The following is a 21,173-nucleotide window of genomic DNA, read 5'->3' as shown; positions in this document are numbered from 1 at the left end:
TAAGACCATAGCGCTGGTCAGGACAAGCAGGAATCCCCCGAAAAATCAGGAGATAGCCCGCTGCGCCATCGGCCAGGGCGTTTCCGCGAGCAAGGTATCCTGTGCATCCTGGTTACGACGGCGAAAATCGCTGGGGCTGACGCCGACCCGTTTGCGGAAGACGCGTGAGAAGTAGAGCTGGTCGTCGTAGCCTACTTCACGCCCGACGCTGGCAATCGGCTCCTGGGTGGTTTGCAGCAGCAGCCTGGCGCGGATGACGCGCTGGTCTTCGCGCCAGCGCAGCAGGTTGACGCCCATCTGTTCGCGGAACAGGTGCGCCAGCCGCGACGGCGACAGGCAGACGTGGCGCGCCACCTCTTCGATCTTCACTTCGCTGGCCAGATGGTTGGTAACGTACTGGCAGGCCTCAATGATGCGCGGGTCACGCACCTGCTGGTGGCTGCGCGGATCTTCCTCTACCGCGCGCAGCAGCAGGCGCTCCAGCAGGTTCATCGCCAGCTCTTCGGCAAAGCGGCGACCGGAATTATGGGTTTGCTCGATGCTGGCAAAGAGGCGGTCGAACTCGGCGCGCAGCGTTTCGTTGAGGTGCAGCCGTCCGACGCCTTCGCGCGCGTCCTGCCACTGCAGCCAGTCGTTCCAGTAGGCGCGCGGACGGAAATAGACCCAGCGGTGATGCCACTCCGGGCTGTCCGGCGCGCGCCCGTAGTAGTGCGGCGTTTTCGGCTGAAACAGCAGCATATCGCCCGGCAGGCAGTCAAAGCCGTTTTCGCCGTCGAACACCCGGCCCTTGCCTTTAATCGTGAGGTTAAGAATGAAGCCTTTCATGCCGTGCGGACGGTCGATAAAAAAGTCGAGCGGACCGTCTGCCGCAATGGGCGTCAGCCCGGCGACCAGCCAGGCGTTGAAGGGATAACCAGGCAACAGAGGATTTTGCTGCGCCGCTGTGGTTTCACGGTGGTACATAACGTCCTCACTCAGTCAGGGTTAAGCAGAGCGCGGCGCCTGAGCGCCGCCTTTTTTGCCGTCAGGCTTTATGCTTTTGTTTATAGCGGTCAAAAATCACCGCCGCTAACAGTATCAGACCACGCACCACGTACTGTGAGAACGGCGAGATATTGAGTAAATTCATCGCATTTTCAACGGTGCCGAGGATCAGCACGCCAGCAACCACATAGGAAATTTTGCCGATGCCGCCCTTCAGCGAGACGCCGCCCAGCACGCAGGCGGAGATCACCACCAGCTCATAGCCCAGCGAGGTCATCGGCTGGCCGCTGGTCATGCGCGAGGCGAGAATAATGCCCGCCGCCGCCGATACCAGCCCGGAGAGAATAAAGATGATGATGCGGGTGCGCACCACCGGCACGCCCGCCAGTCGCGCCGCCTCTTCGTTGCCGCCGATCGCCAGCGTATTGCGGCCAAAGGTGGTTTTGTTGAGCAGGAAGCCGAAAATCAGCATGGTGGCGATAGTGAGCCAGATCGGCGCAGGCACGCCGAGCCAGTTGGCAAAGCCGAGGGTAAAAAAGCGCTCATCTTCGATGCCCACCGCCTTGCCGTCGGAGAAGATATAGGCCAGGCCGCGCACGATCTGCATGGTCGCCAGCGTGGTGATCAGGGCGTTAATTTTCAGACGCGCAATCACAAAGCCGTTAACAAAGCCGGTGGCGACACCAATCAGCAGGCCAGCGAAGACGCCGATCCACAGGCTTTCCGTCATGTTGATCACCACTGCGGTGACCACGCCCGCACAGGCGATCACCGAGGCGACCGACAGGTCGAAGTCGCCGGAGGCGAGGCAGAAGAGCATGCCGCACGCCACCATGCCCGACATCGACATCGCCAGGCCCAGCCCTTTCATATTAATGAAGGAGCCAAAGTTAGGCACAAACACGGCGCAGGCGACGAACAGCAGCGCGAACACCACCAGCATGCCGAAGTTATCCCAGATACGCCCGAAGCGCATGCCGCTGCGCTGCTGCACCGGCGGCGTACCTGAAGTTGTGGATGAAGACATAATATTTTCCTCTGTCAGGCCACAGCGGCCGCTTGGGTAGTTTTAGGCATCGCCAGGCTCAGCGTCTGCTGCTCCGTGGCGGCGTCATGCAGCAGTTCGCCGGCGATGGCGCCTTCGCGCATCACCACGATGCGGTCGGCCAGCCCCATCACTTCCGGCAGATCGCTGGAGGCGAAGAGCACCGCGATGCCCTTGCTCGCCAGCTGGTAAATCAGGTTATAGATTTCATGTTTGGCGCCGACGTCGATGCCGCGCGTCGGCTCATCCAGCAGGATCACTTTCATCTCTTCCGACAGCCAGCGGCCAAGAATCGCCTTCTGCTGGTTGCCGCCGGAGAGATTCATGATCAGCTGCTCGGCGTGAGGCGTTTTGATATTGAGCGAGCGAATATGGCTGTCGGCGTTGCGGGTCTCCCACTGATTCTGGATCAGGCAGCCGGCGGTCAGGTTGTGGCGGCGCGCGCTGATATTAATGTTGTCGCGCACCGAGTGCACCGGGATGATCCCCTCGGCTTTGCGGTCCTCCGGGCAGAGCATCACGCCCGCGCGGATCGCGTCAATCGGCTCGCGCAGCTTCAGCACCTCGCCGTCCAGCAGAATGCGACCGCCGCGCAGCCGGGTCGCGCCAAAGATGCCCTTCATCAGCTCGCTGCGTCCGGCGCCCACCAGCCCGAACAGGCCGACGATTTCACCGGCGCGCACCTCAAGGGAGATGGGCTGGCGCACGCCCTTCGCCTCGACCTTTTCCAGCACCAGGCGCACCGGCCCGTGCGGACGCGGCGTATAGCCGTAGATATCGCCCAGATTGCGTCCCACCATCGCCTGCACCAGGTCGTCGTGATGGGTGTTGGCCATATCGGTAAAGGTGCGCACGTAGCGGCCATCTTTAAAGACGGTAATGGCGTCGCTGAGGGCGAAGATCTCCTCCATGCGGTGCGAGACGTAGAGCACCACGCGCCCTTCCGCGCGCAGCTGGCGGATCACGCGGAACAGGTTTTCGATTTCACGCGCCGACAGCGAGCTGGTCGGCTCGTCGAAGGCGATAATGCGCGCATTGCGCGCCAGCGCCTTGGCGATCTCCACCATCTGCCACTGGCCGAGGGAAAGGTATTTCAGCGGCATATCGGGATCGATATCCATGCCAAGGTTTTTCAGCTGCAGGCCCGCTTCGTAGCGCAGCAGCTTGCGGTTCACCAGGCCACGCTTGTGCGGGATCTGACCGAGGTAGATGTTCTCCGCCACGCTCATCTCCGGCACCAGATGCAGCTCCTGGTAGATAATGGCGACCCCGGCATCCAGCGCCTCGCTGGTATGCTGAAAGCTGACCGGCTCGCCTTTTACGCGGATTTCACCGCCGCTGGGCTGATAGCTGCCGCTGAGAATTTTCAGCAGCGTCGATTTGCCTGCGCCGTTTTCGCCCATCAGGGCGTGCACTTCGCCGCCGCGACAGTCGAATGAGATATCCTGCAGCGCCTTAACGCCGGGAAAGGTCTTGCTGATGCCATGAAACGACAGAAAGGTTGGCTCGCTATTCATGGTAACTCCTCTGGTTTACCGTAAAGGTGCCGCCGCGCAGGCGGCGGCACGGTACGCGGGTTTACATCAACCCTTTCTTCGCCAGTTCGGTTTTGAAATTGTCGCGGGTAATCAGCACCACGTCGGTGACCTCAGTGAATTTCGGCGGCTCTACCCCTTTGCTCACCCACTCATAGAGCATCTGGCTGCTCTTGTAGCCGTGCACGTCCGGGCTGGGCAGCAGCGAGCCGTAGAAGCCGGTCGCTTTGTCTTTCGACAGTTCGCTGATGGCGTCGACGCCGTTGATGCCGATGCCGATGACGTCAGCCGCCTTAAAGCCCTGGCCTTCGGTGGCGCGCACGCCGCCCAGCACGGTGTTGTCGTTCATGCCGACGATCAGCCAGTGTTTCACTTCCGGATGCTGCACCAGCAGCGAGTTGCCGGCGTCAAATGCGCCAGGGATATCGTTAGATTTGGTCGGCACCTGGTAGATTTGCGCCGCCGGGAAGCCGGCCGCTTTCAGCGCATCCATCGATCCGCCGGTGCGGCGGCGTGCGGTATCGAGCTCGTTGGCGGTGATCGCCATTACGCCGGTCTCTTTAGCGTTCCAGCCGCGCTTCTGCATCTCTTTATAGAGTTCCTGCCCCTGACGCTCGCCGATTTTGGTGGCGGCCATCATCACCAGCGGCACGCTCTCCATCGGCTTGCCTTTGGCGTTGACGAACTGGTCGTCGACGGCGATCACCTTCAGATCGTAGCCGCGCGCCTTGGCGACGATAGCGGAGCCGAGTTTGGGATCGGGCGTACAGATGACAAAGCCCTTCGCGCCGCTGGCGGCCAGGCTGTCGATGGCGTTAAGGGTCTTTTCGCCGTCGGGAATGGCGATTTTGATCACTTCAAAGCCTAAATCCTTGCCGGCTTTGTCCGCGAATTTCCATTCGGTCTGGAACCAGGGTTCTTCAGGCTGCTTAACGAGAAAACCCAGCTTCATGGTTTCGGCGATAGCGGAATGTGACATAACCGCTGCCAGGCCGATGGCCGCGAACGCTTTAGTGAATTTATGCATGATGCTCTCCGGAGCCAGGGTGTTTTTCCCTGCTGTTGACGAATCGGTGTAAACGCTACCAGTCAATTTTCTTTTTTGGGTACAGATGAAAATCAGCGCGTTAGACAAGTGAATGAGTAAAGCCTGTACAAACGCTGGGCTAGTTGTAGCGGGAAAGGCGATGAAAAATGTAGAGCGGTATCACACCCTGAAATCACGGCAAAATGTTCCATATATTCAGCAATTTTAACCGACTGGTAACTTTTGTTGGCGATCACAAAATCGCTGCCCATGACAGAAAAGTGCATATTCTCAGCGATTGGGGAATAACGTTTCCTGCGCCGCCGCCACAGGATAGAGGACGACTATTCATAACAGGAGATTTCCGATGCGTGCTGGAGCCATCACTCTGGGCCTCGACTTTGGCAGTGATTCGGTGCGTGCGCTGGCGGTGGACTGCGACAGCGGCAGCGAGCTGCAAACCGCCGTCGTGAACTACGCGCGCTGGCAGCAGGGACTGTACAGCGATCCCCACACCAACCGCTTCCGCCACCATCCGCTGGACTATATCGAGGCGATGGAGAAGGCGCTGCTGGGCGTGCTTGACGCATTGACGCCAGCGCAACGTGACAGTGTCACGGGAATCGGCGTCGATACCACCGGTTCGACGCCTGCCCCCATCGACCGCGACGGCAACGTGCTGGCGCTCCGTCCCGACTTTGCCGACAACCCCAACGCCATGTTCGTGCTATGGAAAGATCACACGGCGATTGAAGAGGCGGAAGCGATTAACCAGCTCTGCCGCAGCGGCCGCTTTACCGACTACAGCCGCTATATTGGCGGCATCTATTCGTCTGAATGGTTCTGGGCAAAAATTCTGCACGTCTCGCGCGCCGACGCCGCGGTACGCGACGCCGCCGTCTCCTGGGTTGAGCTGTGCGACTGGGTGCCGGCGCTGCTGAGCGGCACCACTGCCCCGGCCAGCCTGCGCCGCAGCCGCTGCGCCGCCGGGCATAAGGCGCTGTGGCATCCCGACTGGCAGGGGCTGCCTGACCCCGACTTCCTCAACGCGCTTGACCCGCTGCTGACCCAGCAGCTCGACTCGCCGCTGTTCCACGACACCTGGACCGCCGATGTTCCCGTCGGCACGCTGAGCGTTGAATGGGCGCAGCGGCTCGGCCTGAAGCAGACCGTCACTATTGCTGGCGGTGCGTTCGACTGCCATATGGGCGCCGTCGGCGCTGGCGCGCAGCCTTACACGCTGGTGAAAGTGATCGGCACCTCTACCTGCGACATCCTGATCGCCGATGCCGGCCAGGTCGGCGATCGCGCCATTAAAGGCATCTGCGGCCAGGTCGACGGCAGCGTGATGCCGGGCGCCATCGGCTGCGAAGCGGGCCAGTCTGCGTTCGGCGATATTTACGCCTGGTTCAGCCGTCTGCTCGGCTGGCCGCTGCAGCAGGCGGCGGCGCAGCATCCTGAGCTGCAGCCGCAGCTGGCTGAGCTGCAGCGCAACCTGATCCGCCAGCTGACCGAAGCCTGGGCTGCGGATCCGCAGCTGGATCATCTGCCGGTGGTGCTCGACTGGTTCAACGGTCGCCGCACCCCCAACGCCAACCAGCGCCTGAAAGGGGTTATCACCGATCTGAATCTCGGCACTGACGCGCCCTCGCTGTTCGGCGGCCTGATCGCCGCCACCGCCTTTGGCGCACGCGCCATTATGGAGTGCTTCGAACAGCAGCAGATCCCGGTCGAGAACATCCTGACGCTGGGCGGCATCGCGCGCAAATCGCCCGCCATTATGCAGGCGTGCTGTGACGTGATGAACCGTCCGCTGGATATCGTCGCCTCCGACGAGTGCTGCGCGCTGGGCGCGGCGATTTTCGCCGCCGTCGCCGCAGGCGTGTACGCCTCAGTGCCCGAGGCGCAGAAAGCGATGGCCAGCCCGATTGCCGTTACGCTCCAGCCCGATGCCGCGCGCGTCGCACGCTATCAGCAGCTTTATGAACGTTATCAACTCTGGTGCGCCGCGGCTGAGCCGCAGTATGCGTCGCGCCCCGCCAACGCTAATTGAGGAGTGGTTTTATGGATCAGTACAACGCGCACAGCGTATGGTTTGTGATTGGCACCCAGCATCTTTACGGCGCAGAAACCCTGCGTCAGGTGGAAGAGCATGCGCGCCAGGTGGTCGAGGGCCTGAACGCCTCTGCCGCCTTGCCGTTAAAGCTTATCGCCAAACCGCTGGTGAAGTCGCCAGATGAAGCGCTGGCGCTCTGCCGCGACGCCAGCCACGACAGCAACTGCGTCGGTATCATCACCTGGCTGCACACCTTCTCGCCCGCCAAAATGTGGATCGGCGGGCTCAGCGTGCTGAACAAGCCGCTGCTGCAGTTCCATACCCAGTTCAACGCGGAGATCCCGTGGGACAGCATGGATATGGACTTTATGAACCTGAACCAGACCGCGCACGGCGGCCGCGAGTTCGGTTTTATCGGTGCGCGCATGGGGCTGCAGCACAGCGTCATCACCGGCCACTGGCAGGATGCGGCGAGCCAGCAGCGCATCGGCAACTGGATGCGCGCCGCCTTCGCGAAGCAGAGCAGCCAGCAGCTGAAAGTGGCGCGCTTTGGCGACAATATGCGCGAAGTAGCCGTGACCGAAGGGGATAAAGTTGCGGCGCAGATCCAGTTCGGCTATGCGGTCAACGGCTGGGGCGTCGGCGATCTGGTTGAGGTGATCAACCAGGTCAGCGACGGCGAGGTCAACGCGCTGATCGACGAGTATGAAAGTCTTTATCGCTTTAGCGACGTGGCGGCCAGCGGCGGCGAGAAGCGCCAGAACGTGCTCGACGCGGCGCGTATTGAGATCGGCATTAAGCGCTTCCTCGACGACGAGGGCTGCAAAGCCTTCACCACCAACTTCCAGACGCTGCACGGCATGACGCAGCTTCCCGGGCTGGCGGTGCAGCGCCTGATGGGCCAGGGCTACGGTTTCGCCGGCGAAGGCGACTGGAAAACCGCCGCGCTGCTGCGCATTTTCAAAGTGCTGGCGGGCGATCGTCCTGGCGGCACCTCCTTTATGGAGGACTACACCTATCACTTCTCGCCCGGCAACGACCTGGTTCTAGGCTCGCATATGCTGGAGGTCTGCCCCTCCATCGCCAAAGAGGAGAAGCCGCTGATCGACGTGCAGTTCCTCGGCATTGGCGGCAAAGCGGATCCGGCGCGCCTGATCTTCTCAACGCCGGCCGGACGCGCGGTTAACGCCAGCGTGATCGATATGGGCGACCGTTTCCGCCTGCTGGTGAACGTGGTTGATGCCATTGAGCAGCCGAAGCCGCTGCCGAAGCTGCCGGTGGCGCGCGCGCTGTGGCGTGCCCAGCCGTCGCTGTCCGTGGCGTCAGAGTCCTGGATTCTGGGCGGCGGCGCGCACCACACGGTGTTCAGCCAGGCGCTGACGCTGGAAGATATGTATCTTTACGGCGAGATGAACGACATCGAAGTGCTGGTGATTGACGAGCACACGCGACTGCCGGCGTTTAAAGACGCGCTGCGCTGGAATGAGGTCTATTACCGCTCGAAACGCTAAATTGTAGTTTGAGAGAAAACAGCGCCAGCTTATTAAAACGGCGCTGTCAGGAAAACCGAGCTGCCCAGTCGGGAAGATGGGCAGTTCCGTGAAGACGGCGTAAATCCATCCCTGGAGCCTCGGCCTCGCCTTACTCGCCCCATCCCTGGGGCTCGCCCGCAAGCGGGCCAACGCTATGCGTTGTTCAAAAACGCTCCCGGCGTTTTTGTCCATGGCTCGGACGCTTCACTCTACTGCCCATCCTCCCTCCTTCATGAACCTCTGTGCGGTTTGTTTAAATAGCCATGAAGGCTAATTCCTGTAGGTAAGTTCAGCTCCAGGAACAAAGCATCTGAGACATGGACAAAAACGCCGGGAGCGTTTTGAACAGCGCGTAGCATTGACCCATTTGTGGGCGAGCCCGACCGGCATGAATACGGTGGTTTAAACCGCCATAAAAATGCCCATGCGTGGAAGGGGGTTCTGCCCGAAGAGCAAAGCGTCCGAGCCAGGATGGCGAGGCCGATCCGCATGGATGCGGGAATCCTTTGCGATCGGGCCGAATCCCCTTTCACGCCGCACATTCTCGCCGCCACTCCTAAAACAAAAAGCCGCCCGCAGGCGGCTTAACTCGCATCCGACCGATTAGGTCGCTATCCGCTTCACCGGCGCATTCTTCTGCCGATCCCACATCACCGTCAGCAGACGCTGCAGCGCGATAAACGCAAACAGCAAAATACCGATGGCGATCTTGGTCCACCAGGAGCTCAGCGTACCGTCGAAATTAATCCAGGTCTGAATCAGCCCCTGAATCAGCACGCCAAACAGCGTGCCCAGCACCGTCCCGACGCCGCCGGAAAGCAGCGTGCCGCCGATCACCACCGAGGCGATAGCATCCAGCTCGACGCCCAGCCCCGCCAGCGCATAACCCGCTGAGGTATAAATCGAGAACACAATGCCCGCCAGCGTCGCCAGCGTCGTCGACAGCATATAAATGCGAATTGTGGTAGCGCGCGTGGAGATGCCCATCAGCTGCGCCGAGGTCACGCTGCCGCCGACCGCATAAACCTGATTGCCGAAGCGCGTGCGGTGCGCCAGCAAAATGCCGCCCGCCACCACCACCAGCATCACCAACGCCAGCAAACTCAGACGCCCGCCGCCCGGCACCTTCCACGCCAGGCTGGAGAGCGTGGCGTAGAGCGGATGATCGATGGGAATCGAATTCTCCGACACCAGATAGCTACAGCCGCGCAGAAAAAACATCCCCGCCAGGGTAATAATAAACGCCGGGATCTTCAGCGCGTCGATCAGCCAGCCCATCATGGCGCCAAACAGCGCGCCCGCGGCCAGAATAATGGCGAACGCCAGCAGCGGATGAATATGCAAATCGCCGATGGCGCGCGCCAGAAACACGCCGGTAAAGGCGATCACCGCGCCCACCGACAGATCGATACCGCCGGAGAGGATCACAAAGGTCATGCCGACGGCGATAATGCCCAGAAAAGCGTTATCGGTCAGGATATTGCAGATCACGCGCGTCGAGGCGAAGCCGGGAAACTGGCTCAGACAGAACAGATAGCCAGCGACAAACACCAGCAGCGTAATCATCAGGGGAAGATGACGTTTAATCATTGAGGCCGTCTCCGTTTCAACATCGCCAGAAAGCGCGGCGACTGCAGCAGCAGCACGCCCATCACCACCACCGCCTTCACCACCTGATTCAGCTCCGGCGGAAAACCGGACAGCAAAATGCCGGTATTCATCGCCTGAATAATCAGCGCGCCGATCAGCGACAGCACCAGATTAAAACGGCCGCCCATCAGCGAGGCGCCGCCGATCACCACCGCGAGAACCGCATCCAGCTCCAGCCACAGACCGGCGTTATTGGCATCCGCGCCGCGAATATCGGCGGTCACGATCAGCCCCGCCACCGCCGCGCAGAGCCCGCTGATCACATAGGTGGACATCACCACCAGCCAGCCGGTCACGCCCGCGTTGCGCGCGGCGCGCAGGTTAATCCCTACCGCCTCAATAAACAGCCCGAGCGCCGTCTTGCGCGTCAGCAGCCAGACCAGCACTGCCGCCGCCAGGGTAATCCACACCGGCACCGGCAGCAGCCAGAGCGACCCGCTGCCCAGCCAGCCGAGCGCCGCGCTGTCAAAGGTGACAATCTGCCCCTGGGTAATCAGCTGCGCGATGCCGCGCCCCGCCACCATCAAAATCAGCGTGGCGACAAACGGCTGAATGTGCAGCAGCGCCACCAGCACGCCGTTCCAGAGCCCGCACAGCAGGCCGGCGCCCAGCGCGGAGAAAATCACCGCGGTCAGGCTATGGCCCGACACCGTCAGGGTGGCGGCGGTCGCGCCCGCAATCGCCATCACCGCGCCGACCGAAAGATCGATACCGCCGGTGGCGATCACCAGCGTCATGCCGATCGCCAGCAGCGCCACCGGCGCGGCACGGTTAAGAATATCGATCGGGCTGCCGAACAGACGGCCCTCCTGCAGATGCACGGCGAAAAAATTTTTCGCCACCAGGCTATCTACCAGCAGCACCAGAATCAGCGCGGCGATCTGCGGCAGGCCCGGCGGCAGGCGAAACTTACGGCGTTCTGGCTTCGTCATATGGGATTCAAGCATGTTGTGCCCCTCCGTCCGCGATGGCGTTCACAATCGACGCCACCGAAAGCTGCTCAAGCGGGATCTCCGCCACCTGCTTCAGGTCGCGCATAATCACCACGCGATCGGCGTAGCCCACCAGCTCCTCCAGCTCGGACGAGATCACCAGCAGCGCCAGACCGTCGGCGCAGAGCGATTCAATCAGGCGAATAATCTCGGCGTGGGCGCCGACGTCAATGCCGCGCGTGGGTTCGTCTAGGATCAGAAACTGCGGTTTGGTCACCAGCCAGCGCGACAGCAGCACCTTCTGCTGATTGCCGCCGGAAAGCAGCTCCACCGGCTGCTCGGCGTGCGGCGTGCGAATGCCGAGGCTCTTAATAAAGCGCTCGGCGATCGCCTGCTGCTCGCGCCGCTTAATCGGCCGCAGCCAGCCGCGCTGCGCCTGCAGCGCCAGGATAATATTTTCGCGCACCGAGGCGGCGCCGATAATGCCGTCGGTCTTGCGATCCTCAGGACAAAAACCGATACCGAGCCGCGACGCCTGCGCGGGCGAGCGGATCGTCTGGGGTTTGCCTTTAATGGTCGCCGTGCCGCGATCGGGCCGGCGAATGCCGAACAGCACCTCGGCGGTCTCGGTGCGTCCGGAGCCGAGCAGACCAGCCAGACCCACCACTTCTCCCGGGCGCACCTCAAGGTCGAAAGGCTCAATGGTGCCCTTCTTACCGTAGTCGCAAAACGACGCTACCGGCTGGTTGCTGCGCAGCGTGCTGCCCTGGCGCTGTAGGGCGGTCTCCAGCAGTTCGCGCCCCAGCATCAGCTTGATCAGCTCAATCTGCGGCAGCGTGGCGGTGTCGCGCGTGGCGATAAACTGGCCGTTGCGCAGCACCGTGATCCGGTCGGTAATGCGGTAAACCTGATCGAGAAAGTGCGTGACAAAAATCAGGCTCATCCCCTTCGCCTTCAGCTGCGCCATCAGGGTGAAGAGCATCTCCACTTCGCTGGCGTCGAGACTGGCGGTCGGCTCGTCGAGGATCAGCACCTGCGCCGAGAGATCGACCGCACGGCAGATGGCGATAATCTGCTGCATCGCCACCGAGTAGTGCCCCAGCGGACGCGTCACGTCGAGAATAAAACCGTAATTGCGCATCAGCGCGTCGGCATCGCGCACCATTTTGCGGCGATCGACCATGCCGAAGCGGCGCGGCTCGCGCCCGATAAACAGGTTGTCTGCCACCGACATATTGGGTAGCAGATTGACCTCCTGATACACGGTACCAATGCCCACCTTTTGCGCATCGGCTGTGCTCCGCGGCGCAATGGTCTGCCCGTTTAGCGTCAGCGTGCCCGCGTCGCGGCTGTAGACTCCGGTCAGCACCTTAATCAGCGTCGACTTGCCCGCGCCGTTTTCGCCCAGCAGCGCCATGATCTCGCCTTTGCGCACGCTAAACGACACGTTGTCCAGCGCCTTCACGCCGGGAAACCCTTTGCTGACGCCGCTGATGGTGAGCAGCGTATCGTCATTGTGCCTAATCATCTTGTCAGCCCCGCCTCAACAGATAAAAAGCCGCTCCGGAGAGCGGCTCGCGGCTCAGTAACCCATGCCCTTTTTCAAATCCAGCTGCGCCTGTGCATCGGCTGGCAGAAAAAGCCGGGTTTCGGTTTTGGTGATCTTCGGCGGTAGCGTGCCGTCTTTTTTGAACTTCTCCAGCGCGTCAAACGCCGGGCCTGCCATATTCGGCGTGAGCTCGACGTTGGCGTTGGCCTCGCCTGCCAGCATCGCCTTATAGATATCGGGCACGCCGTCGATTGAGCCGGTGAGAATATCTTTGCCGGGCTTGAGCCCCGCCTCTTTGATCGCCTGAATCGCGCCGATCGCCATATCGTCGTTATGGGCGTAAACCATGCAGATGTTTTTGCCGTTATTTTCCGCCTTGATAAAGCTCTCCATCACCTCTTTGCCCTTGCTGCGGGTAAAGTCGCCTGACTGCGAGCGCACCACCTTGATATTGGGATGCCCGGCGATCGCCTCGGCAAAGCCTTTCTTGCGATCGATGGCGACGCTGGCCCCCACGGTGCCCTGCAGCTCGACCACGTTGCACGGCTTGTCGCCGACGGTTTTCACCAGCCAGTCACCAATCAGCTTGCCTTCCAGCACGTTGTCAGCGGTGACCACCGTCATATAGAGCGATTTATCTTTCACTACGATGGCGCGGTCGAGCAGGAAGACCGGGATTTTGGCGTCTTTCGCTTCTTCCAGCACCGGCTCCCAGCCGGTCTGCACCACTGGCGCGATAAAAATCGCGTCGACGCCCTGCGCGATGAACGAGCGTACCGCCTTGATCTGGTTCTCTTGTTTCTGCTGGCCGTCGGCAATTTTCAGCGTGATGCCGCGTTTCGCCGCTTCGCTTTTCGCCACGTTCGTTTCCGCTGCGCGCCAGCCCGATTCGGAGCCGACCTGAGAGAAGCCGACCGTCAGGTCTGCCGCCATGACCGGCGCGGCTAAGGCGGCGCTGACCAGACTGGTCAAAAGTAAACGTTTCCACATAGTTTGCATTCCTCTGAAGGGCTTTTGCGAGTAAGGGTAAAGAGCCCGTTTAGCCTGGCGTAAATCGGCGTGAATAAGGGCGACGCGCCTCACAAATCGGTTCAAATTAAAGGGGTTACGTGCAGGTATGGCAGTCTGCCGAGGTAGCGTTCATGGACAAAACGACTGCGTTATTTAAATGTGCTGGTTAAATAAATGTAATAAACAGAATCGCTTATGAAATCTTCCTCTGGAAGCGATTACAATAATACGTAAACATTGGTCACCGCCTGTTATGCAGGCGAGATAGTGATTTTGTGATTTTCCGCACAGTGGCGCGCCGCAGGCGGCGCAGTGCCTCGCCCTCAGCGCAGGGGATAAAAAAGCTAAAAAGAGGATATTACCGGCTTTGATCCAGCCAACGCAGCGCCGGACGTTATTCGTGCTCTTTTTATCCCCTTAGCGCAGCGGATTTTGCCTGAAGAAGAGCAGTAACGCCTCTCTCCTGCCCTGGCGCCGGTTAGCGCAGCGGCGCAGCGCTAAAAGCGGCACGCCAGATTTTTGCCGTTTCGCTTTATGGAGACACGGGCTATAAAAAGTGGGTTTTTTAGCGCATTGATAAACAAAAATTAAGAATTTCTCTTTTTTCCAGAATAAGTCGCTGGACAGCCCGCGCCTGCCCCCTATACTGACCGCTTCTCTGTTCTCTCTCATAATGGCAATCATGACTGCGCAAGATTACCTGCTCAAATTTCGCAAAGTGAACAACCTGGAAAGTCTGGAAAAACTCTACGATCACCTTAACTACTCGCTTACCGATGACCGCGAGATTATCAATATGTACCGCGCGGCGGATCACCGACGCGCTGAGCTGGCGTCCGGTGGACGACTCTACGACCTGGGCTGCGTGCCGAAAACGGTGTGGCGCTACGTGGTCTGATTAACGCTTATCAGGCCTGCCGCTTCTGCGCAGGCAGGCCCTGTCAGAACGTGTTATTCTCTCCCGCTCTCCTTGTCGCAACAGGATCTCCCCATGAATGAATCGGTGACCGCGCCGCGTCTGGGCGGCTGGCTGCTTGTGCCGCTCGCCTGGCTGATAATGATGATGCTCACCAGCGCGATGGTGCTGGCGATGTATCTCAGCCCCCTGTTTAATCCGGTATGGCGCGCTACGCTCTTTTCGCACGGCGGCATGCTGGTCACCAACTGGGCGATCTCCCTGCTGACCGCGCTCGCCGTCTGGCTCTACAGCCTCTGGGTCTGCTGGATGTTCTGCAAACGTTCGCGCCGTCTGCCGCGCCACTACATTATCTGGCTGCTGGTCACGCTGCTGCTGGCGCTGAAGACCTTCGCTTTCACGCCGGTCTCCGACGGCAAGGCGGCTCAGACCCTGCTGCTGGCGCTGCTGGCCGCGGCAGTGTTCGTGCCCTATTTCAAACGCTCTCAGCGGGTGAAATCGACCTTTGTCCAGCCGTAACGCCGTGAGTTTCGTCAACAATTTAATCCTGAGTGCGAAACTGCGCACTGCGTTTCGCGCAGTGGTTGAGATAGCGTCACAGATCACAGATAATGGGCCGCTTTCCGAATCAATGGCGAAAAAATGACCGATTATCTGCTGCTGTTTGTAGGCACTGTGCTGGTGAACAACTTCGTTCTGGTGAAATTTCTTGGCCTCTGTCCCTTTATGGGCGTTTCCAAAAAACTGGAAACGGCGATCGGCATGGGCCTGGCGACCACGTTCGTCATTACGCTGGCGTCGATTTGCGCCTGGCTGGTGAACCACCTGATACTGGTGCCGCTCGACCTTGTCTACCTGCGCACCATGGCCTATATCCTGGTGATCGCCGTCGTCGTGCAGTTCACCGAAATGGTGGTGCGTAAAACCAGTCCGTCGCTCTACCGACTGCTCGGCATCTTTCTGCCGCTGATCACCACCAACTGTGCGGTGCTCGGCGTGCCGCTGCTCAGCGTCAACCTTAATCATACTTTTCTGCAGGCGGCGCTTTACGGCTTCAGCGCCTCGCTCGGTTTTTCGCTGGTGATGGTGCTGTTCGCCGGCATGCGCGAACGTCTGGTGCTGGCAAACGTGCCTGCGCCCTTTAAAGGCTCCTCTATTGCGCTGGTGACCGCTGGCCTGATGGCGCTGGCGTTTATGGGCTTTACCGGTCTGGTAAAATTCTGATGAGCGCGATCTGGATTGCTATTATCGTTCTGAGCGCGCTGAGCCTGGTGTTCGGCGCCCTGCTGGGCTACGCCTCGCGCCGCTTCGAAGTCGAAGAAGATCCCATCGTCGAGCAGATCGACGAGCTGCTGCCGCAAAGCCAGTGCGGCCAGTGCGGCTATCCTGGCTGCCGCCCCTATGCGGACGCGGTGGGCAATAACGGCGAGGCGATTAATAAATGCGCGCCGGGCGGCGAGCAGACCATGCTCAAGCTGGCGGCGCTGCTGAATGTCGACCCGCAGCCGATTGACGGCGACGAAACGGCGAAAGAGCCGGTGCGCACCGTCGCCTGGATCGATGAGGCGAACTGCATCGGCTGCACCAAGTGCATCCAGGCCTGTCCGGTCGACGCTATTGTCGGCGCAACGCGCGCCATGCATACCGTGCTCAGCGATGTCTGCACCGGCTGCGACCTCTGCGTCGCCCCCTGTCCCACCGACTGCATCGAGATGCGTCCAGTGGCGACCACTACCGCTAACTGGAAATGGGATCTTGAAACCATTCCTGTACGGGTGATCCCGGTAGAAAGTCATGCTTAATCTGTTGAATATCTTTCGTAAAGAGAAGCTGTGGGATTTCGAGGGCGGCATTCATCCGCCGGAAATGAAAACCCAGTCGAACGGCACGCCGCTGAGTCAGCTGCCGCTGCCAGACCGCTTTATTATCCCGCTGAAGCAGCATATCGGCCATGAGGGCGAGATTTGCGTCGCGCCGGGCGATCGCGTGCTGCGCGGCCAGCCGCTGACGTTCGGCAACGGCCGGATGCTGCCGGTGCACGCGCCGACCTCCGGCACCATTGACGCCATTGGCCAGCATATGACCGCCCACCCCTCCGGGCTGTCGGAGCTGTGCATTTTTATGTCGCCGGACGGCGAGGATCGCTGGACGCTGCTTGAGCCGATGGCGGACTATCGCCAGCGCGAGCGCGCCGCCGTCGTGCAGCGCATTCATGACGCGGGCGTTGCCGGCCTTGGCGGCGCGGGCTTCCCTACCGGCACCAAGCTGCGCGGCGGCCTGCGCGGGGTAAAAACCCTGATTATCAACGCCGCCGAGTGCGAGCCCTACATCACCGCCGACGATCGCCTGATGCAGGATTATGCCGCCGAAGTGCTGGAAGGCAGCAGCATCCTCGCCTGGGTGCTGCAGGCCGAGCGCGTGCTGATCGGCATCGAAGACAACAAGCCGGAAGCGATTGCCGCGCTGAAGCGGGCGCTGGGCGGCGAGCGCGATCTGCAAATCCGCGTGATTCCGACCAAATATCCCTCCGGCGGCGCGAAGCAGCTCACCAAAATTCTTACCGGACTGGAAGTGCCGCACGGCGGACGCTCTACCGATATTGGCGTGCTGATGCAGAACGTCGGCACCGCCTGGGCGGTGAAACGCGCGGTGATTGACGGCGAGCCGCTGACCGAGCGCGTGGTGACCCTGACCGGCGAGGCGATCGCGCAGCCGCGCAACGTCTGGAGCCGTATCGGCACCCCTGTCAGCCATCTGCTGCATCAGGTCGGCTTTACGCCCGCGCCGCGTCAGATGGTAATTATGGGCGGCCCGCTGATGGGCTTTACCCTGCCGTCGCTCGATGTGCCGGTAGTGAAGATCACCAACTGCATCCTCGCGCCCTCCGTCAGCGAAATGGGCAACAACGACGAAGAGCAGTCCTGTATACGCTGCTCCGCCTGCGCCGACGCCTGCCCGGCGAAACTGCTGCCGCAGCAGCTCTACTGGTACAGCCAGGGCGGCGATCACGATAAAGCGCGCGCCCACCATATCGATGACTGCATTGAGTGCGGCGCCTGCGCCTATGTCTGCCCGAGCAATATTCCGCTGGTGCAGTACTACCGTCAGGAGAAGGCGGAGCTGCGCGCCATCGATCTTGAAGCGAAGCGCACCGCTGAAGCGAAAGCGCGCTTCGAGGCGCGCCAGGCGCGTCTGGAACGTGAGAAGCTGGCGCGCGAAGCGAAGCATGAACAGGCGAAGCAGCGCGTGGCGCGCAGCGACGAAGGCGAGCTGGCTGCCGCCCGCGAACGCGTGATGGCGAAACGCCAGGCGGCGGGCGTGGTCGATCCGGCGGTGGAAGAGGCGCAGCGTCAGGCGCGTCATGCGCAGGCGCATCTGCGTCAGGCGGAAGCGCAGGCGGAAACCCAGCCGGTAACCCGCCAGACGGACGATCCGCGCAAGGCGGCGGTGGAAGCCGCCATCGCCCGCGCCAAAGCGAAGAAAGCGGAAGCGGCGCAGGCCGCGGCAGGCACGCCGACCGAAGAAGTACAGCCGGTCGACGACGCGCCGCCGGCCGACCCGCGCAAGGCGGCAGTTGAAGCCGCCATCGCCCGCGCCAAAGCGAAGAAAGCGGAAGCGGCGCAGGCCGCGGCGGGCACGTCGACCGAAGAGGTGCAGCCGGTCAACGACGCGCCAGCGGTCGACCCGCGCAAGGCGGCGGTTGAAGCCGCCATCGCCCGCGCCAAAGCGAAGAAAGCCGCTGCCGCGCAGGCATCAGAAAAGGACGTCGTGACCCTCGACGTTGCAAACCGTGATGCGCGTCCGTCGGATGACGCGCGTAAGGCAGCGGTCGCTGCCGCTATCGCCCGGGCGAAAGCGCGTAAAGCGCAGCCGCCGTCGACGTTTGAGGAATAAATGGCTTTTCGTATCGCAAGCTCTCCCTATACCCATAACCGTCGCAGCACCGGCAACATTATGTTGCTGGTGGTGCTGGCGGCGGTTCCCGGCTTCGCCGCGCAGTGGTATTTCTTTGGCTACGGCAGCGTGCTGCAGGTGCTGCTGGCGGTCCTGACCGCGTGGCTGGCGGAAGCGGCCATCCTGCGGCTGCGCAAGGCGCCGATAGCGCCCAGCCTGGCGGATAACTCCGCGCTGCTGACCGCCGTGCTTATCGGCATCAGCCTGCCGCCGCTTGCGCCCTGGTGGCTGGTGGTCATCGGCACCCTGTTCGCTATCGTGATCGCTAAACAGCTCTACGGCGGTCTTGGGCAAAACCCTTTCAATCCGGCAATGGTCGGCTATGTAGTGCTGCTGATCTCCTTCCCGGTGCAGATGACCAGCTGGCTGCCGCCCGACGCGCTGCAGGCGGTGAAGCCCGGCCTGCTCGACTCACTGAGCATGATCTTTACCGGCCATACGCTGGCGGGCGATACCATGCAGCAGCTGCAGCTCGGCGTTGACGGCGTCAGCCAGGCGACGCCGCTGGATACCTTCAAAACCGGCCTGCGCGCCGGGCACAGCGCGGAGCAGCTGCTGGCGCAGCCGATCTATACCGGCGTGCTGGCCGGCCTCGGCTGGCAGTGGATCAACCTTGGCTATCTGGTCGGCGGCCTGTTCCTGCTGTGGAAAAACGCCATTCGCTGGCATATTCCAGCGGCGATGCTGCTGTCGCTGGGGGTCTGCGCCACGCTGGGCTGGCTAATCTCGCCGGAGAGCCTGAATACGCCGCTGATCCACCTCTTTTCCGGCGCCACCATGCTCGGCGCGTTTTTTATCGCCACCGATCCGGTGACCGCCTCCACCACCAACCGCGGACGTCTGCTCTACGGCGCGCTGATCGGTCTGCTGGTGTGGCTGATCCGCAGCTTCGGCGGCTATCCCGACGGCGTCGCCTTTGCCGTGCTGCTGGCGAATATCTGCGTGCCGCTCATCGATTACTACACGCAGCCGCGCGTCTACGGCCATCGCAAGGAGTGATCGATGCTTGAGACTATCCGTAAAAACGCCGTTACCCTGGCGCTGTTCGCGGTGTTCACCACCGGCTTGACCGCCGTGGTGAACTACGTGACCAAACCGACCATTGCCCATCAGACCGCGCTGAACCAGAAAAACCTGCTGGATCAGGTGGTGCCGGTCGATCTGTACGATAATCAGATCCAGCGCGAATGTTACCTTGTCACCAATGCCGCGCTGGGCAACGCCGCGCCCCACCACCTCTATCTGGCGCGCAAAGGGGATCTGCCCGTAGCGGCCGCGCTTGAGACCACCGCCCCGGATGGCTATTCTGGTGCGATACAGATGCTGGTCGGCGCCGATTTCCACGGTAAGGTGCTGGGCGTACGCGTTATTGAACATCACGAAACCCCCGGCCTTGGCGATAAGATCGAGCTGCGGGTTTCAGACTGGATTAACAGCTTCAACGGCAAAGTGGTGCACGGCGCCGATGACAAAGCCTTTGCGGTAAAGAAAGATGGCGGCGAGTTTGACCAGTTTACCGGCGCCACCATTACGCCGCGCGCGGTGGTGAACGCCACTAAGCGCGCCGCGCTACTGATTGAAACGCTGAGCGGCAACGTCTCGTCGCTGCCCGAATGTGGAGACGCAAATGAGTGAAGCCAAAAACCTGCTGGTAGGCGGCCTGTGGAAAAACAACTCGGCGCTGGTGCAGCTGCTGGGGCTCTGCCCGCTGCTGGCCGTCACCTCGACGGCGACCAACGCGCTGGGGCTCGGCCTGGCGACCACGCTGGTGCTGACCATTACCAACAGCGCCATTTCCGCCTCGCGCCGCTGGGTGCCGTCGGAAATCCGCATTCCAATCTACGTGATGATCATCGCCTCGGTGGTGAGCTGCGTGCAGATGCTGATCAACGCCTACGCCTATGGCCTGTATGAGTCGCTCGGCATCTTTATTCCGCTGATCGTCACCAACTGCATCGTGGTCGGCCGCGCCGAAGCGGTCGCTTCAAAAAGCAGCATTCCCCTTGCGGCGCTGGATGGTTTCGCCATCGGCATGGGCGCCACCTGCGCCATGGTTACCCTGGGTTCGATTCGCGAGCTGATCGGCAGCGGCACCTTGTTTAACGGCGCGGATCAGCTGCTCGGCTCCTGGGCCAGGGCGCTGCGCATTGAGGTGGTGCACTTCGACTCGCCGATGCTGCTGGCGATGCTGCCGCCAGGCGCTTTTATCGGCCTCGGCATGCTGCTGGCCGCGAAATACCTGATCGATCAGAAACTGAAACAGCGCGCCGCCCGCCGCGACGCTGAAGCAGCGGCGGCCGCGCCGCACGCGCCTGCAGGGAAAGCGGTGTGAATCAGGCGAAACGCAGAGAAATCCTTACCCGGCTGCGGGACAATAACCCGCATCCCACCACCGAACTCAATTTTACCTCCCCGTTCGAGCTGCTGATTGCCGTGCTGCTGTCGGCGCAGGCAACCGACGTCAGCGTCAATAAGGCGACCGCGAAGCTCTATCCGGTAGCGAATACCCCCGCCGCGATGCTGGCGCTGGGCGTAGAGGGCGTAAAGGAGCATATCAAGACGATCGGCCTGTTTAACAGCAAAGCTGAGAATGTGATCAAGACCTGCCGTATTCTGCTGGAGCAGCACGGCGGCGAGGTGCCGGAAGATCGCGCCGCGCTGGAGGCGCTGCCAGGCGTCGGGCGCAAAACGGCCAACGTGGTGCTGAACACCGCTTTCGGCTGGCCGACCATCGCCGTGGATACCCACATTTTCCGCGTCAGCAACCGCACCCGCTTCGCGCCAGGCAAGAACGTGGAAGAGGTAGAGGCGAAGCTGCTGAAAGTCGTGCCCGCCGAGTTTAAGGTGGACTGTCACCACTGGCTAATCCTGCATGGCCGCTACACCTGCGTCGCGCGCAAGCCGCGCTGCGGCGCCTGCCTGATTGAAGATCTGTGCGAGTTCCCCGACAAGACGGAAATCTAACGGGCGCGTCGCGCCCGT

20 protein-coding genes are annotated in these 21,173 nt (G+C 61.4%); 11 read left to right on the top strand and 9 right to left on the bottom strand.

The genetic code is table 11. From position 1 onward, the window contains the following. Positions 1–45 precede the first annotated feature (45 nt). The 4 genes from araC to Q9R34_RS02855 form a co-directional block, all read right to left on the bottom strand. A complete protein-coding gene (gene araC, locus Q9R34_RS02870; RefSeq protein ID WP_434124885.1) occupies positions 46–963 on the bottom strand; it encodes an arabinose operon transcriptional regulator AraC in 918 nt (305 codons plus the stop codon). 61 nt (positions 964–1,024) lie between these two features. Then, positions 1,025–2,011, bottom strand: coding sequence for an L-arabinose ABC transporter permease AraH (gene araH / locus Q9R34_RS02865; protein WP_434124884.1), 987 nt, complete (start codon positions 2,009–2,011; stop codon positions 1,025–1,027). A gap of 14 nt (positions 2,012–2,025) precedes the next feature. Next, positions 2,026–3,546 (bottom strand): L-arabinose ABC transporter ATP-binding protein AraG, encoded by a 1,521-nt coding sequence (gene araG, locus Q9R34_RS02860; protein ID WP_485892314.1) that lies wholly within the window; start codon positions 3,544–3,546, stop codon positions 2,026–2,028. A gap of 61 nt (positions 3,547–3,607) precedes the next feature. Beyond that, positions 3,608–4,591 (bottom strand): arabinose ABC transporter substrate-binding protein, encoded by a 984-nt coding sequence (locus Q9R34_RS02855; protein ID WP_485892313.1) that lies wholly within the window; start codon positions 4,589–4,591, stop codon positions 3,608–3,610. Between the two features lie 367 nt (positions 4,592–4,958). Here Q9R34_RS02855 and Q9R34_RS02850 point away from each other — a divergent pair, with 367 nt between their 5' ends. Together Q9R34_RS02850 and araA are read left to right on the top strand one after the other, a co-directional pair. After that, on the top strand, positions 4,959–6,644 hold the full coding sequence (locus Q9R34_RS02850) for a ribulokinase (RefSeq protein ID WP_485892312.1): 1,686 nt from the start codon (positions 4,959–4,961) through the stop codon (positions 6,642–6,644). 11 nt (positions 6,645–6,655) lie between these two features. Beyond that, a complete protein-coding gene (gene araA / locus Q9R34_RS02845; protein ID WP_485892311.1) occupies positions 6,656–8,158 on the top strand; it encodes an L-arabinose isomerase in 1,503 nt (500 codons plus the stop codon). Between the two features lie 624 nt (positions 8,159–8,782). Here the strand turns inward: araA and yjfF are convergent. The 5 genes from yjfF to Q9R34_RS02820 all read right to left on the bottom strand — a co-directional run bounded on the left by yjfF (position 8,783) and on the right by Q9R34_RS02820 (position 14,005). Beyond that, complete coding sequence (gene yjfF, locus Q9R34_RS02840) at positions 8,783–9,769, bottom strand: galactofuranose ABC transporter, permease protein YjfF (RefSeq protein WP_485892310.1); 987 nt, start codon at positions 9,767–9,769, stop codon at positions 8,783–8,785. Beyond that, positions 9,766–10,776 carry a galactofuranose ABC transporter, ATP-binding protein YtfT gene (gene ytfT, locus Q9R34_RS02835; RefSeq protein WP_485892308.1) on the bottom strand — a complete coding sequence of 337 codons (1,011 nt, stop codon included), beginning with the start codon at positions 10,774–10,776 and terminating at the stop codon, positions 9,766–9,768. Before ytfT ends, yjfF begins: the two co-directional genes overlap by 4 nt. Further along, a complete protein-coding gene (locus Q9R34_RS02830; RefSeq protein ID WP_485892307.1) occupies positions 10,769–12,289 on the bottom strand; it encodes a sugar ABC transporter ATP-binding protein in 1,521 nt (506 codons plus the stop codon). Before Q9R34_RS02830 ends, ytfT begins: the two co-directional genes overlap by 8 nt. A gap of 54 nt (positions 12,290–12,343) precedes the next feature. Then, positions 12,344–13,300 (bottom strand): galactofuranose ABC transporter, galactofuranose-binding protein YtfQ, encoded by a 957-nt coding sequence (gene ytfQ / locus Q9R34_RS02825; RefSeq protein ID WP_434124876.1) that lies wholly within the window; start codon positions 13,298–13,300, stop codon positions 12,344–12,346. 438 nt (positions 13,301–13,738) lie between these two features. After that, the gene (locus tag Q9R34_RS02820) at positions 13,739–14,005 is read right to left on the bottom strand and encodes a hypothetical protein (protein ID WP_485892306.1); all 267 of its coding nucleotides are present in this window, start codon (positions 14,003–14,005) and stop codon (positions 13,739–13,741) included. Between Q9R34_RS02820 and ydgT the strand changes: the two genes are divergently transcribed. The 9 genes from ydgT (at position 14,004) to nth (ending at position 21,155) form a co-directional block, all read left to right on the top strand. Beyond that, complete coding sequence (gene ydgT, locus Q9R34_RS02815; RefSeq protein ID WP_434124874.1) at positions 14,004–14,219, top strand: transcription modulator YdgT; 216 nt, start codon at positions 14,004–14,006, stop codon at positions 14,217–14,219. The genes Q9R34_RS02820 and ydgT overlap by 2 nt on opposite strands. Positions 14,220–14,312: 93 nt before the next feature. After that, positions 14,313–14,756, top strand: coding sequence for a DUF2569 domain-containing protein (locus tag Q9R34_RS02810; protein ID WP_434124873.1), 444 nt, complete (start codon positions 14,313–14,315; stop codon positions 14,754–14,756). A 123-nt stretch (positions 14,757–14,879) separates the two neighbouring features. Continuing rightward, positions 14,880–15,461 (top strand): electron transport complex subunit RsxA, encoded by a 582-nt coding sequence (rsxA, locus tag Q9R34_RS02805; RefSeq protein WP_033747388.1) that lies wholly within the window; start codon positions 14,880–14,882, stop codon positions 15,459–15,461. Then, complete coding sequence (rsxB, locus tag Q9R34_RS02800; protein WP_033747391.1) at positions 15,461–16,039, top strand: electron transport complex subunit RsxB; 579 nt, start codon at positions 15,461–15,463, stop codon at positions 16,037–16,039. The genes rsxA and rsxB overlap by 1 nt, the downstream gene beginning before the upstream one ends. After that, positions 16,032–18,131 (top strand): electron transport complex subunit RsxC, encoded by a 2,100-nt coding sequence (rsxC, locus tag Q9R34_RS02795; protein WP_485892304.1) that lies wholly within the window; start codon positions 16,032–16,034, stop codon positions 18,129–18,131. Before rsxB ends, rsxC begins: the two co-directional genes overlap by 8 nt. Next, positions 18,132–19,190 (top strand): electron transport complex subunit RsxD, encoded by a 1,059-nt coding sequence (gene rsxD, locus Q9R34_RS02790; RefSeq protein ID WP_485892303.1) that lies wholly within the window; start codon positions 18,132–18,134, stop codon positions 19,188–19,190. A 3-nt stretch (positions 19,191–19,193) separates the two neighbouring features. Beyond that, complete coding sequence (gene rsxG / locus Q9R34_RS02785; RefSeq protein WP_485892302.1) at positions 19,194–19,826, top strand: electron transport complex subunit RsxG; 633 nt, start codon at positions 19,194–19,196, stop codon at positions 19,824–19,826. Then, positions 19,819–20,523: an electron transport complex subunit E gene (locus Q9R34_RS02780; protein ID WP_485892301.1), complete on the top strand. Its 705-nt coding sequence runs from the start codon at positions 19,819–19,821 to the stop codon at positions 20,521–20,523. Before rsxG ends, Q9R34_RS02780 begins: the two co-directional genes overlap by 8 nt. Then, the gene (gene nth, locus Q9R34_RS02775) at positions 20,520–21,155 is read left to right on the top strand and encodes an endonuclease III (protein WP_434127068.1); all 636 of its coding nucleotides are present in this window, start codon (positions 20,520–20,522) and stop codon (positions 21,153–21,155) included. The genes Q9R34_RS02780 and nth overlap by 4 nt, the downstream gene beginning before the upstream one ends. The last annotated feature ends 18 nt before the right edge of the window (positions 21,156–21,173 follow it).

Origin of the sequence: Enterobacter sp. BRE11 (assembly GCF_031844285.1) — a bacterium.
Lineage (GTDB): Bacteria > Pseudomonadota > Gammaproteobacteria > Enterobacterales > Enterobacteriaceae > Pantoea.
This window is presented reverse-complemented; position numbering and strand designations above follow the sequence as displayed.

What these genes read in the sequence shown, in the direction of transcription:
- Q9R34_RS02855 (WP_485892313.1), bottom strand. Translation starts at nt 4,591, where the DNA reads ATGCATAAATTCACTAAAGCGTTCGCGGCCATCGGCCTGGCAGCGGTT.
- rsxD (WP_485892303.1), top strand. Translation starts at nt 18,132, where the DNA reads ATGGCTTTTCGTATCGCAAGCTCTCCCTATACCCATAACCGTCGCAGC.
- Q9R34_RS02830 (WP_485892307.1), bottom strand. Translation starts at nt 12,289, where the DNA reads ATGATTAGGCACAATGACGATACGCTGCTCACCATCAGCGGCGTCAGC.
- Q9R34_RS02810 (WP_434124873.1), top strand. Translation starts at nt 14,313, where the DNA reads ATGAATGAATCGGTGACCGCGCCGCGTCTGGGCGGCTGGCTGCTTGTG.
- rsxB (WP_033747391.1), top strand. Translation starts at nt 15,461, where the DNA reads ATGAGCGCGATCTGGATTGCTATTATCGTTCTGAGCGCGCTGAGCCTG.
- Q9R34_RS02850 (WP_485892312.1), top strand. Translation starts at nt 4,959, where the DNA reads ATGCGTGCTGGAGCCATCACTCTGGGCCTCGACTTTGGCAGTGATTCG.
- rsxA (WP_033747388.1), top strand. Translation starts at nt 14,880, where the DNA reads ATGACCGATTATCTGCTGCTGTTTGTAGGCACTGTGCTGGTGAACAAC.
- araA (WP_485892311.1), top strand. Translation starts at nt 6,656, where the DNA reads ATGGATCAGTACAACGCGCACAGCGTATGGTTTGTGATTGGCACCCAG.
- araH (WP_434124884.1), bottom strand. Translation starts at nt 2,011, where the DNA reads ATGTCTTCATCCACAACTTCAGGTACGCCGCCGGTGCAGCAGCGCAGC.
- Q9R34_RS02820 (WP_485892306.1), bottom strand. Translation starts at nt 14,005, where the DNA reads ATGATTGCCATTATGAGAGAGAACAGAGAAGCGGTCAGTATAGGGGGC.
- yjfF (WP_485892310.1), bottom strand. Translation starts at nt 9,769, where the DNA reads ATGATTAAACGTCATCTTCCCCTGATGATTACGCTGCTGGTGTTTGTC.
- Q9R34_RS02780 (WP_485892301.1), top strand. Translation starts at nt 19,819, where the DNA reads ATGAGTGAAGCCAAAAACCTGCTGGTAGGCGGCCTGTGGAAAAACAAC.
- araG (WP_485892314.1), bottom strand. Translation starts at nt 3,546, where the DNA reads ATGAATAGCGAGCCAACCTTTCTGTCGTTTCATGGCATCAGCAAGACC.
- rsxG (WP_485892302.1), top strand. Translation starts at nt 19,194, where the DNA reads ATGCTTGAGACTATCCGTAAAAACGCCGTTACCCTGGCGCTGTTCGCG.
- ytfQ (WP_434124876.1), bottom strand. Translation starts at nt 13,300, where the DNA reads ATGTGGAAACGTTTACTTTTGACCAGTCTGGTCAGCGCCGCCTTAGCC.
- ytfT (WP_485892308.1), bottom strand. Translation starts at nt 10,776, where the DNA reads ATGCTTGAATCCCATATGACGAAGCCAGAACGCCGTAAGTTTCGCCTG.
- araC (WP_434124885.1), bottom strand. Translation starts at nt 963, where the DNA reads ATGTACCACCGTGAAACCACAGCGGCGCAGCAAAATCCTCTGTTGCCT.
- rsxC (WP_485892304.1), top strand. Translation starts at nt 16,032, where the DNA reads ATGCTTAATCTGTTGAATATCTTTCGTAAAGAGAAGCTGTGGGATTTC.
- ydgT (WP_434124874.1), top strand. Translation starts at nt 14,004, where the DNA reads ATGACTGCGCAAGATTACCTGCTCAAATTTCGCAAAGTGAACAACCTG.